Origin of the sequence: Desulfofundulus thermocisternus DSM 10259 (assembly GCF_000686645.1) — a bacterium.
Classification (GTDB): domain Bacteria; phylum Bacillota; class Desulfotomaculia; order Desulfotomaculales; family Desulfovirgulaceae; genus Desulfofundulus; species Desulfofundulus australicus.
Genome location: NZ_JMLG01000004.1, coordinates 120,188 through 131,879 on the forward strand (window position 1 = coordinate 120,188; position 11,692 = coordinate 131,879).

The window sequence follows — 11,692 nt, forward strand, 5'->3', positions numbered from 1 at the left end:
ATTGGCCACCCGGGCTTTAGGCCTTATTGAAACGGTAGGACTGGTAGCGGCCGTGGAGGCTGCCGACGCCATGACTAAGGCCGCCAATGTGGAGATGGTCGGTTACGAACTAACACAGGGCGGTGGAATGGTGGTAGTTAAGATTCGTGGGGACGTGGGGGCGGTAAAGGCTGCCGTCAGTGCCGGTGTAGCTGCTGCTTCGCGGGTGGGAAGGGTTGTATCTTCCCATGTCATGCCGCGTCCCCATGAAGAAGTGGAGCCACTGATCAAAAGTCCTGCAACCAGAACTGCTGGCTGTGCTGGCCCCGCACCGGCTTCCGGAAAAGAGGGAGATACTGCTGCTCCGGACCCTTCGGGAGAGGAATTGGAGCCCATCGTTGAAAATCCGGAGCCCGAGGAAAAAAAAACCGGCCGCCCCGGTCCTGGAAACAGGGAAAGCCGGGCCGGGCGCGAACGGCGCCGCAAGCACTGAAAAATGAATCCATTAGGGTTTTGTATCCTGGTTTCTCTTCGGGTTTAAAGCATACCTATTCCGCCTGCATTACGGTACCGGAAAAAACCGAGATAAAGCTGGTCAAGGATCGCCGGCGCTTCCGGAAAGGGAAAAATCACAGGTAGGTGAAGCAGCTTGGAACTGAAACAATCAACGGCAGTTCTGCCGCAGGAAATTCCCGGGGATGTGGTTAACGCCCTGGTGCAGGCGATAGTGGCGCAGGTCCGGCTCCAGCAGGCGGCGGAACGTGAAACCCTGCGGGTGCCGGTGGGAGTATCTGCGCGTCACGTCCACCTGGCACCGGAGCATGTCGAGGCGCTTTTCGGCCCGGGATATAGCCTGACACCCATCAGGGAACTGCAACCCGGTCAGTACGCTGCGAAAGAATGTGTAACGGTTGTGGGGCCACGGGGCGTGCTTCAGAATGTCCGTGTCCTGGGTCCACCAAGGGGACAGACACAGGTGGAGATCTCCCGTACCGATTCTTACCTTTTAGGCATTGACCCCCCGGTTCGGGATTCCGGCGATCTTTCCGGAACACCGGGCGCGGTTCTGGTTGGTCCCAGGGGGGCCATCAACCTGGAGGAGGGTGTGATACTGGCCTGGCGTCATATACACATGCCTGCCGATATAGCTGAACGCCGGGGATTCAAAGACAGGGAACTGGTACGGGTGCGTACGGAAGGGATGCGCAGGGTGGTTTTCGACCGGGTACTGGTACGTGTATCACCCGCCTACCGCCTGGAAATTCATATCGATACCGATGAAGCCAACGCGGCCGGCCTTAAAAATGGGGATTACGTACAGGTGATCGTCGATGATTAATGGGCAGCTTGAGCAGGCCAATGAATTAATCGCTGCCTTCAAATCCTGTATGGATGAACCGCTCAAAAACTGGCAGGGGCGTCTGCGTGCAGGTGTCGATCTCGGCACGGCCAATGTTGTGGTCTCAGTGGTGGATGAGACCGGCCAGCCGGTGGCCGGGGCATTAAAACCCGCACAGGTGGTGCGGGACGGCCTGGTGGTGGATTATATAGGTGCCATCAATATTGTGCGGAGTCTCGTTGAGAAACTGCGCGCAACGCTGGGAGCGGAATTATTGATAGCAGCCACGGCAGTGCCGCCGGGAACCGGAGACAGGGACGCCAGAGCTACCCGGTACGTGGTTGAAAGTGCGGAACTTGAGGTTGTGAAGGTAGTTGATGAACCCACTGCAGCATCCGCAGTGCTGGGGGTACGGGACGGAGCGGTGGTGGATGTGGGCGGCGGTACGACGGGGATTTCCATAGTTAAAGAAGGTGAAGTGGTATATACCGCCGATGAGCCGACCGGCGGTACCCATTTTACCCTGGTAATCAGCGGGCATTACGGGGTGTCTTTCAATGAGGCTGAAACTATGAAACTGGATTCCGGAAGACAGCCGGAGCTCCTCCCGCTGGTCCGCCCGGTAATGGAGAAGGTGGCAGCCATTGTACGGCGCCACCTTGAGGGGTGGAATGTACCTGCTGTCTACCTGGTCGGCGGTGCCTTTTCGTTTCACGGCTTTGTTGACGTGATGCAGCGCCAGCTGGATGTCCCCGTACTGTGCCCGGCGGAACCTTTGCTGGTGACCCCGCTGGGGATCGCCCTTGAATGTCCGGCTGGCTGAGGAGGCGAGAACAGATGACCGGTGAAGAACTGGTGAATCGTATAGTGGAAGAGGTATTACGCCGTCTGAACAGGGGACAGGTCCCTGCACCATCCCTGCCGGGGCACTGCAGGATACTGGTTGTGGTTACCGGCGGGACCATTGGCGCGCGGGTCGCACTGGCGGAACTTGCGCATCTGAAGAGCCAGCGAGGGCTGGGGGTGGAGTACTTCATCCTTTTCTCCCGGTCGGCGGCGGCTATACATGACCCCGGGAAATGGAGGCAGGAACTGCAGGCTGTTGACGTTTTAATTGAGGGCGAAAGCAATCGCGGCCGGCATAAAGAGCTTCTCAAGCTTTGTGACCTGGTGGTGGTACCCGTGCTCACAAGGACCACTGCAGCCCGCCTGGCTTCGATGTTGCTGGACTCGGCGGCAGCGGAAGTGGTGGTGGATGCCCTGATGCAAGGTCTGCCGGTGATAGCGGCCAGTGATGCGGCGGACCCCACCAGCGAGGGTTTTGCCCGCCTGGGGATGAACCGGGGGCGCTTGCCACTGGTTCAGGCCATGAAGGAAAATCTGGAGAAAATTGCGGCCTTCGGGGTGATTCTGGTACCGGCCCGGGAACTGGGTGGTGCTGTGGCGGAAATGACCGGGAGGCGGGTTCAAATTGAAACGGCTTCCCGGTCGTCACGGGCTAAGAACCTGCCGGAAAGCCCCTACCAGTTACCTGCTGTTTTCTCCGCTATCCCGGCGGTTGAGAAGTGTTCCGGCCGGCGCATGGTGATAACGCGCACGGAACTGGCTGGTCTGGTAAGCAACAACGGAGTGGTAAGAATCCCCAGGGGAGCACTGGTTACCCCGCTGGCGTGGGATGTGATTCGGGAGGCGGGCTGGCAGGTGGAAGAGTATGATTCTCTTTCCTGAATCCGGGGTCGGAGTTAGGGAGAGGCAGGTGAGTAAAGGATGATATTGGGGCGGGTAATTGGTACGGTGGTTGCCACGCGGAAAGACGAGCGGTTAACCGGCTTCAAGCTCATGGTGGTTGAAACCCTGCAGCCCGGTAAAGAAACGAAGTCAGAGGAATTTGTCGCTGTGGATACCGTTGGTGCTGGAGTTGGAGAAACGGTCCTGGTGGTGATGGGCTCACCTGCCTCGCGCACAGTAAACGGAGCCGGCTCGCAGGTCCCGGTGGATGCTGCCATTATTGGTATTGTTGATAGCGTGGAAATGATGGGCCGGTGAAGAAGCGGTATAAGTGGGTGGTCGGACTATGAAAAAAAAGGGTACACCCGGGTTGTATACCCGGACCGGCGACAGGGGAGAAACATCCCTTCTGGGAGGGATACGGGTGGGCAAGGACAGCCTGAGGGTCAGCGCTTACGGTACGGTGGATGAAGCAGGGGCGGCGCTGGCTCTGGGACGTTCACTGGCCTCCTGTACATGGGTTCAGGAGGTTGCCGCCAGGGTACAGCAGGATCTCTTTGTGGTTTGTTCGGAGCTGGCCCGCCCGGAAGTGCCTGCGGCAGGGGCCCGGGTGGAAGACGGGATGATCAGCCGGCTGGAAGAGGACATAAACGAAGGGCTGAAGCGTATTCCCGCTTTGCGTGGATTTGCGGTTTCCGGACATATCCCTGCCGAAGCGGCGTTCGACCTGGCACGCACTATTACCCGCCGGGCGGAGCGAATGGTGGTGAGGCTTTCCAGGCGGGAGCTGGTGAGGGAAGAGGTAATCCGGTATTTAAATCGCCTTTCAGATCTGTTATTTGTCCTGGCCAGGGTGGAGGCACACGAACACCTGGTCAGGGTGGTTATGAACAAGGTTCTGGAAAAAACAAGGGGGGGGCATAAAGTGCATGAAACAATTACCCTTGATCTGGCCCGCCAGATTGCCGCTGCGGCCGAAGAAAAGGCTCACCAGATTGGAGTCCCCATGGTGATCGTGGTGGCCGATGGTGCAGGGAACCCCGTACTGCTGGAGCGTATGCCCGGCGCTCTGCTGGCCAGTCTTGATATTGCCGCAGGTAAAGCCTTTACGGCGGTGGCCTTGAAGATGGAAACGGAAAAGCTTTCCGAACTGGCCGCCCCCGGCGGGCCGCTGTACGGTATCAATACCACCAACGGAGGTAAGATTGTTCCCTTTGGTGGTGGTATTCCGCTATACCGGGGAAGCGACATTGTGGGGGCTATCGGTATCAGTGGCGGGAGCGTGGAGGAGGACATCGAAGTGGCCCGGGCCGGAGTCGAGAAGTGGAATCAGCTCCAGGGTCGGTAGGGCCTGATAGATTTCCGGCCTGCCGGGGAAGACATAACAGGGAGGTTTTTCGCATGCAGGTAGCACAGGCTGAGATATACGCTATCGTAGAAAAAATTCTGGAAAAGTTGAACCAGCAGGATGAAGGGATGCAGGGCGCCTTCTCCAATCTGGACGATGCTGTGGAGGTTGCCAGGCGGGCGCAGGAAAAACTGGCCCTGATGGACCTCACCCGCCGGGAGGAACTGGTACGGGCCATGCGGGAGGCGGCGCTGGCCAATGCCCGCCTGCTGGCCGAAATGGCTGTCCAGGAGACCGGAAGGGGCCGCGTGGAAGACAAAATCGTGAAGAATACCCTGGCAGCACAAAAAACACCCGGAACGGAAGATTTAAAGCCCACGGCTTATACCGGTGATTACGGGCTGACACTCGTCGAGATGGCGCCCGTGGGGGTAATTGGTGCCATTACCCCGGTGACCAACCCGGCAGCAACCATCATCAATAACAGTATCGGGATGGTAGCTGCCGGTAATGCGGTGGTTTTCTCACCCCATCCCTCTGCCGAGAAGACTTCGCTCAAAACCATAGAGATCCTTCATGAAGCCATCATACGTGCCGGCGGACCTTCCGGGCTGGTTGTAGGCCTGGGCCACCCGTCTGTGGAAAAAGCCGCCGAGTTAATGCGCCATCCGGGTATCAATATGCTGGTCGTAACCGGCGGTTCCGGCGTTGTTAAAGCAGCCTTGAGTTCCGGTAAGAAGGCTATCGGCGCCGGTGCAGGCAACCCGCCGGTACTGGTGGACCATACGGCCGATATAGACAGGGCTGCGCGGGACATTGTCATGGGGGCCAGTTTCGACAACAATATGCCCTGTATCTGCGAGAAAGCCCTGATCGTGGTTGAAGAAGTCGCCGATGATCTGATCCGCCGGATGCAGAGGGAAGGTGCCATTCTGTTAAAGGGAAGGGAAGCGGATGCCCTGACCGGGCTGGCTTTTCATGAAACAAACGGCCACATGATGCTCAACCGGGACCTGGTAGGTAAAGATGCTTCTTATATCCTGGAACAGATCGGTGTGCACATGAGTCGTGATGCACGTCTGGTGATAATGGAAACGGATGCTGACCATCCGTTTGTAACCCATGAGCAGATGATGCCCGTACTCCCTGTTGTCCGGGTGCGTGACGTTGAAGAGGGGATTCAGCTCGCTGTGCAGGTGGAGGGCAACAACCGGCATACAGCCATAATGCATTCCAAACACGTTGACTACATGACTGAATTTGCCCGGGCAGTTAAGACCACCATTTTTGTGAAAAATGCACCGTGTTATGCCGGGATTGGTGCCGGTGGTGAGGGTTACTGTACTTTTACCATCGCCGGCCCCACGGGGGAGGGCCTCACTTCGGCCAGGAGCTTCACCCGTCAACGCCGCTGCGTACTGGTGGATGGCTTCCGGATTATCTAAATAAATAACGGGTGGGTTGACCAGTGAGTGGTTGGAGCAGAGAGGAAATCATAGACCGGTTACGGCAATGCGGTGTGGTGGGGGCTGGAGGTGCGGGATTTCCCGCCTACGTGAAGGCATCCAGCCGTGCGGAGTGGGTAATTGCCAACGCGGCTGAATGCGAGCCTCTCCTGCGGGGCAACCAGGAATTGCTCCGGCGGGTTGCCCGTGAAGTAATTGGCGGGCTGAAGATCATGATGCGGGCAACCGGTGCTTCCAGGGCCGCTGTAGGGATTAAAGCCAAGTACAGGGCTGCCGTCGGTGCCCTGCAGGAGGCGCTGATTGATGAGCCCGGGGCGGCCATAGAACTGCACTTCCTGGAGGACTTTTACCCCGCCGGTGACGAGCACGTCCTGGTATATGAAGTTACCGGCCGCGTAATTCCTCCGGGAGGGATTCCCATCCAGGTTGGTGTGGTGGTTAACAACGTTGAGACGCTGTTCAATATATGCCGGGCTATGGAAGGTCGTCCTGTAACTGAAAAAATAGTAACCGTTACCGGTGCGGTGCAAAAGCCGGTAACCCTTCGTGTTCCGCTTGGGACTTCCGTTGAGGACCTGCTGAACCTTGCCGGCGGGCCGGTAATTAACGATTTTGCTATTATTGAAGGGGGCCCGATGATGGGCCGCCTGGTGGACATGAACGCCGTTGTTTCGAAAACCACCGGGGGATTTATCATCCTGCCGGCCGATCACCCCCTGGTTTTAAATAAAAAGATGGCGATTGAAGTGGACCTGCGGCGGACGCGGGGAATGTGCTGCCACTGCGGTTACTGTACGGAACTGTGCCCCCGTTACCTGCTGGGCCACGGCCTGCGGCCGGACCGCAACATGGCCGGCCTGGCCTATGCAACCGGTGAACTGGTGGCGACAGGAGCTCCCTGGCTTTGTTCCGAGTGCGGCCTGTGTGAAGTTTTTGCCTGTCCTATGGGGCTCAGTCCCAGGCGGGTGAATGCATGGTTGAAGCGCCAGCTCTCCCGCAACGGGTTCAAACCTCCAGGTGATAAATTGCGTGGTTTACATCCCCTGCGGTCGTACCGCCGCGTACCAACGGCACGCCTGGTTAACCGTCTGGGGTTGTCCCGCTACGATCTCCCGGCACCTCTTCAGGAAGAGGCCGTTGGCCCACAGGTGGTCAGGTTGCTGCTCAAACAACATGCAGGAGCGCCGGCAGTTCCCGTTGTCAAACCCGGGGAACGGGTGGTAGCCGGCCAGGTGGTGGCCGGAGTGCCTGATAATGTCCTGGGAGTGCCGGTTCATGCCAGCATCAATGGTCGCGTTGTACAGGTTTCTGCAGATGCGGTGCTAATCGAAGCGGAAAGGGTGGGTGACGGCGGTTGATGAATGCCCTGGGTATGGTGGAGTGGCGGGGCATTGCTCGCGGTATAGCAGCCACAGATGCGTTGCTTAAATCTTCACCGGTCGAACTGGTGCTGGCCACTCCCGTTTGTCCGGGTAAGTTTGTAGCCATGATCAGCGGGGAAGTTGGGGCCGTGCGCAATGCCGTACGTGCGGCAGTGGATTTTGACTCCGAAAATGTTGTAGATTCGCTTGTGCTGGGTACCGTGCATCCATCGGTGTTTCCGGCCCTGACCGGTACGTCAGCAGTTCCTGCCGCAAGGGGGTCGCTTGGTGTTATAGAGACCTTTGCCTGTGCGGCTGCCATCAAAGCAGGGGATGCTGCCGTTAAAGGCGGGCAGGTACAATTGCTGGAGATCCGCCTGGCGCGGGGCCTGGGCGGTAAATCCCTGGTTCTCCTCCAGGGTGAGGTCGCAGCAGTGCAGGCGGCGGTGGGACGCGCTGTCGCTGCTGTGGAGAACGGCCTGATCGTGGGCGTGGAGGTAATTTCCAGCCTCCACAGGTCACTATGGGAAAAGCTGTTTTAACAGGCAGGAGAAAGGAAGAAGTTTTATGACGGAGCAGAACACCGAAGAAAAGATTCTCGTTATCAATCCCGGTTCCACCTCGACCAAAATAGCTTTTTTCATAGGTGAGGACAAGCGGTGGATTGAGAATATCGCTCATCCTGCGGATGAGCTGGCGGTTTTCCCACGCGTGGTTGACCAGCTTGACTACCGGCTCGAGGCATTACGCCGGGAATTGCAGAAAAAAGGGCTGCGCGTGGAAGAGTTAACCGCCATTGCAGCAAGGGGCGGCTTGTTGAAGCCCATCCCCGGTGGTGTTTATGCAGTCGACCGGGCCATGCTTGAGGAGCTGCGTGAAGAACGTTACGGCAGGCATGCCTCCAACCTGGGTGCCCTTCTGGCCTATGAGCTGGGTTCTCCACACAACGTTCCTTCATATATCGTTGACCCCATCTGTGTGGATGAACTGGAACCGGTGGCCCGGATTTCCGGTTTGCCCCAGATCCAGCGGCGGAGCGTGTTTCACGCCTTGAACCAGAAGCGCCAGGCCAGGCGTGCGGCAGCAGAACTGGGCAAGAAATACGAGGAAGTGAATCTAATTGTAGCACACCTGGGCGGTGGTATAACCGTCGGTGCACACCGACGGGGCCGGGTAGTGGATGTAAGCAACGGGGTGGATGGGGAAGGCCCGCTCACCCCTGAGCGCAGCGGTTCCCTCCCGGCGGCGGAGGTGGTGCAGCTGGCTTTTAGTGATCGCTACACCCGGGAGGAACTGCTCCGCCTGATCAACGGGCGGGGAGGGTTTGTCGCTTACCTGGGAACCAACAACGCCCGGGAGGTGGAGGAACGGGCCGCTGCAGGAGACACAGAAGCAGATCTCCTGTTTGCAGCACTATGCTACCAGGTGGCGCGGGAGATTGGTGCCTGTGCGGCAGTTCTTTCCGGCCAGGTCGATGCGGTTGTACTGACCGGCGGACTGGCGTACAGCCGGCGCGCGGTGGAAGAAATAAGAAAGCGAGTGGAGTTTATCGCCCCGGTGCTTGTTTACCCCGGCGAGGACGAGATGGCTGCCCTGGCCGAGGGTGTGCTGAGAGTCCTGAGGGGTGAAGAAGCACCCCGGTCTTATCAAGAAGAGGGGGTGGGAAGAGGCGAAAAAGATAAATCGTCAGGCGACTAAGTATGCGTACATGACACAATAAAATTTCAAGGAGGGATTTAAAAACTGAGATTAAACTCTTTAGAGTATTTACAGAATCGCTCATTGTGCCTTACCAGCTGTTTAACGAGTAATTTTATTTTAAGGAGGAAGAAAAATGAGCATTAAGATACTAATTTCTCCAAGTCGCTATGTGCAGGGCCCTGGGGCGATTCACTCCCTGGGTGAGCAGGCGAAAAATTTCGGGCAAAAAGCTTTCATAACTGGAGGAAAAACTGCCCTAAAAGAGACCCGTGCAGATATTGAAAAAAGTTTAAAAGAACACAATGTAAATTCTGTATTTGAAGTATTTCGGGGAGAGTGTTGCGATAGTGAAATAGAGAGACTTAAAGCTGCAGCTACAGCAGCGGGGGCAGATTTCATAGTTGCTGTAGGTGGCGGTAAAGTTATCGATGCAGGCAAAGCGGTTGCATGCTTAATGAATAAGCCTGTTGTTATCGTTCCTACTATTGCTGCTACGGATGCCCCATGTAGTGCCCTCGCGGTTATTTACACAGAAGAAGGCGTCTTTGAACGTTACTTTATCCTACCCCAAAACCCCAATCTGCTGGTTGTCGATACTGCCATTATTGCTAAAGCTCCGGTACGCTTCCTGGTTTCTGGTATGGGAGATGCTCTTGCAACCTGGTTTGAAGCTGATTCTTGTGCTAAATCTGCAGCAAAGAATATTCCGGGTGGCTATACTACCGTTACTGCCTTAAACCTGGCACGGCTCTGTTATGATATCCTGCTAGAATATGGAGAGGCTGCTAAGCTTGCCGTGGAAAGAGGAGTGGCCACACCAGCAGTTGAAAAGATAATAGAAGCCAACACGCTGCTCAGCGGTATTGGTTTTGAAAGCTCTGGTCTTGCAGCAGCTCATGCTATTCATGATGGATTAACAGTGCTGGAAGAAACCCACCATAGCTATCATGGGGAAAAAGTTGCCTTCGGTACCCTGGCCCACCTGGTCCTGGAAGACCGTCCATGGGCAGAAATTAATGAGGTCCTGGATTTTTGCACGAGGGTCGGGCTTCCTGTAACTCTGGCGCAGATAGGGGTTACAGATCCTACCCCTGAAAAGATTATGCGCGTGGCTGAAAAGGTATGTGAACCTGGTATGATGGTGCATAACATGCCTTTCCCTGTAACACCACAAATGGTCTACAACGCAATCTATGGTGCAGATGCCATTGGAAAAGCTTATCTCGCAAAACGATAATTAACCTGTAAAATCACTAAAAGAAAAGCATTTATTTACTAAACAGGGTAAAAAGGATTCCGCAGCTTATTAGGATAATTTTAATTATCAAATTTTTGTGACCTCAAAAAATCTTTGCCTTCAGCTGGAAATGATCCGCTGAAGGCTTTTTACATATTTTACTGACAGTCTTTCCGTTGACTATGACGTAACAATGTTTAATAATTTAATTGTTATCAATATAAGTAAACATTATTAAGTAAACATTCTAAATCGCAATAAAAAGAAGGGATTCCGGATGGCTGAATACGTTTATGGCCTGCCGGTGCACGGTTACCTGAGGGAATTGGTCGCAGTGCCTCTGCTGCAGGAGGTTGTGGATAAATTTGCCAGGGCCACGGGTGTGGCGGCCATCGTGGTGGACGTGGATGGGACACCCATCACCAGGCCCAGTAATTTCACCGAGTTCTGCCGGCTGGTGCGTTCCTCGCCGGTTGGTGAGAAAGGGTGTTATGAATCGGACCGGCGCGTCGGCGAGGCGGCGGCCAAGTGGAAAAGCCTCAGCCTGCACCAGTGCCACTGTACTTTGATCGATATGGCGGCGCCGCTAATAGTGGACGGCGTTTACTGGGGAGCGGTCCTTTGCGGGCAGGTATTGCTGGAGAGGCCCCAGGAGGAGCAGATTAAGCAGGTCCGGCAGGTGGCCCGCCAGTACGGGCTGGATGAAGAAAAAATGTGTGCCGCGCTGTACAAAATAGAGGTGGTTACGGAGGAAAAAATCCGGGCTGCCGGAGAACTATTGCAGATCGTGGCCAATTATATCGTCGAGATGAGCGTATCACGCATTACCAGCCAGCGTCTCACCCGGCAGCTTAAAGAAAAGGCCGATATGGAACGGGTGATGCACCAGCTGGAACTGCGTGCCCTGCAATCACAGGTCAACCCGCATTTCCTCTTTAACACGTTGAATGCTGCCTGCCGCCTGGCCATGATTGAAGGGGCCTCCCAGACCGAAGAATTGATCCATGCGCTGTCCGGGCTGCTCCGCTACACCCTGCGCAAGATAGACCAGATGGTTTCCCTCCGTGAGGAGCTGGAACATATTACTAACTATTTGTTCATCCAGAAAACAAGGTACGGGAATCATATTAAAGTTGAAATTCACGCCGAACCCGAAGCGTTGAACGCCATGATTCCCCTGATGACGCTGCAGCCGCTGGTCGAGAACGCCATCGTGCACGGTCTGGAGCTCAAAGAGGACGGGGGGACCATTTATATTGACGCCCGGTGTTTTGGAGAAAGGGTATGCATAGAAGTTCGCGATACGGGGCTGGGGATGGAACCGGGGGTCGCAAGCCAGGTCCTGGAAGGTAACCGGTCCGGGCGAGGACATACCACCGGCCTCGGTTTGACCAACGTGCACCAGAGGTTGCGGCACTGCTTCGGCGAGAAATACGGCCTGGAAATCTTCAGTTCGCCGGGAGAAGGAACGACAGTGAAAGTTTGGATCCCATTAAAGAGTCAAAAGAGTTAATGGTTCCGGAAGGGGATTCT

At 56.0% G+C, this 11,692-nt stretch carries 11 protein-coding genes and 1 pseudogene; all 12 read left to right on the forward strand.

What is annotated here, in order from left to right; genetic code table 11:
• Nucleotide 1 precedes the first annotated feature (1 nt).
• Nucleotides 2-268: pseudogene (locus tag BR83_RS17575) on the forward strand (BMC domain-containing protein); the annotation flags it as partial.
• 426 nt (nt 269-694) lie between these two features.
• Complete coding sequence (locus BR83_RS0105650; RefSeq protein ID WP_242839635.1) at nt 695-1,318, forward strand: phosphate propanoyltransferase; 624 nt, start codon at nt 695-697, stop codon at nt 1,316-1,318.
• A complete protein-coding gene (gene eutJ / locus BR83_RS0105655; RefSeq protein WP_027356256.1) occupies nt 1,311-2,141 on the forward strand; it encodes an ethanolamine utilization protein EutJ in 831 nt (276 codons plus the stop codon). Before BR83_RS0105650 ends, eutJ begins: the two co-directional genes overlap by 8 nt.
• 14 nt (nt 2,142-2,155) lie before the next feature.
• The gene (locus BR83_RS0105660; RefSeq protein ID WP_027356257.1) at nt 2,156-3,046 is read left to right on the forward strand and encodes a hypothetical protein; all 891 of its coding nucleotides are present in this window, start codon (nt 2,156-2,158) and stop codon (nt 3,044-3,046) included.
• 39 nt (nt 3,047-3,085) lie between these two features.
• Nucleotides 3,086-3,364 carry a EutN/CcmL family microcompartment protein gene (locus BR83_RS0105665; RefSeq protein WP_027356258.1) on the forward strand — a complete coding sequence of 93 codons (279 nt, stop codon included), beginning with the start codon at nt 3,086-3,088 and terminating at the stop codon, nt 3,362-3,364.
• A 28-nt stretch (nt 3,365-3,392) separates the two neighbouring features.
• Nucleotides 3,393-4,394, forward strand: coding sequence for a cob(I)yrinic acid a,c-diamide adenosyltransferase (locus tag BR83_RS0105670; RefSeq protein WP_027356259.1), 1,002 nt, complete (start codon nt 3,393-3,395; stop codon nt 4,392-4,394).
• A gap of 53 nt (nt 4,395-4,447) precedes the next feature.
• Complete coding sequence (locus BR83_RS0105675; RefSeq protein WP_027356260.1) at nt 4,448-5,839, forward strand: aldehyde dehydrogenase family protein; 1,392 nt, start codon at nt 4,448-4,450, stop codon at nt 5,837-5,839.
• 23 nt (nt 5,840-5,862) lie between these two features.
• On the forward strand, nt 5,863-7,218 hold the full coding sequence (locus BR83_RS0105680) for a 4Fe-4S dicluster domain-containing protein (RefSeq protein WP_027356261.1): 1,356 nt from the start codon (nt 5,863-5,865) through the stop codon (nt 7,216-7,218).
• Nucleotides 7,218-7,763, forward strand: coding sequence for a BMC domain-containing protein (locus BR83_RS0105685; protein ID WP_034634571.1), 546 nt, complete (start codon nt 7,218-7,220; stop codon nt 7,761-7,763). The genes BR83_RS0105680 and BR83_RS0105685 overlap by 1 nt, the downstream gene beginning before the upstream one ends.
• A gap of 25 nt (nt 7,764-7,788) precedes the next feature.
• On the forward strand, nt 7,789-8,919 hold the full coding sequence (buk, locus tag BR83_RS15160; protein WP_034634573.1) for a butyrate kinase: 1,131 nt from the start codon (nt 7,789-7,791) through the stop codon (nt 8,917-8,919).
• 136 nt (nt 8,920-9,055) lie between these two features.
• Complete coding sequence (locus tag BR83_RS0105695; protein ID WP_027356263.1) at nt 9,056-10,159, forward strand: glycerol dehydrogenase; 1,104 nt, start codon at nt 9,056-9,058, stop codon at nt 10,157-10,159.
• A 277-nt stretch (nt 10,160-10,436) separates the two neighbouring features.
• Nucleotides 10,437-11,672 (forward strand): sensor histidine kinase, encoded by a 1,236-nt coding sequence (locus BR83_RS0105700; RefSeq protein ID WP_051617937.1) that lies wholly within the window; start codon nt 10,437-10,439, stop codon nt 11,670-11,672.
• Nucleotides 11,673-11,692 lie beyond the last annotated feature (20 nt).

Excerpts from the sequence above, each read along its gene's own strand:
- eutJ (WP_027356256.1), top strand. The coding sequence starts at position 1,311 with ATGATTAATGGGCAGCTTGAGCAGGCCAATGAATTAATCGCTGCCTTC.
- BR83_RS0105660 (WP_027356257.1), top strand. The coding sequence starts at position 2,156 with ATGACCGGTGAAGAACTGGTGAATCGTATAGTGGAAGAGGTATTACGC.
- BR83_RS0105665 (WP_027356258.1), top strand. The coding sequence starts at position 3,086 with ATGATATTGGGGCGGGTAATTGGTACGGTGGTTGCCACGCGGAAAGAC.
- BR83_RS0105670 (WP_027356259.1), top strand. The coding sequence starts at position 3,393 with ATGAAAAAAAAGGGTACACCCGGGTTGTATACCCGGACCGGCGACAGG.
- BR83_RS0105675 (WP_027356260.1), top strand. The coding sequence starts at position 4,448 with ATGCAGGTAGCACAGGCTGAGATATACGCTATCGTAGAAAAAATTCTG.
- BR83_RS0105685 (WP_034634571.1), top strand. The coding sequence starts at position 7,218 with ATGAATGCCCTGGGTATGGTGGAGTGGCGGGGCATTGCTCGCGGTATA.
- buk (WP_034634573.1), top strand. The coding sequence starts at position 7,789 with ATGACGGAGCAGAACACCGAAGAAAAGATTCTCGTTATCAATCCCGGT.
- BR83_RS0105695 (WP_027356263.1), top strand. The coding sequence starts at position 9,056 with ATGAGCATTAAGATACTAATTTCTCCAAGTCGCTATGTGCAGGGCCCT.
- BR83_RS0105700 (WP_051617937.1), top strand. The coding sequence starts at position 10,437 with ATGGCTGAATACGTTTATGGCCTGCCGGTGCACGGTTACCTGAGGGAA.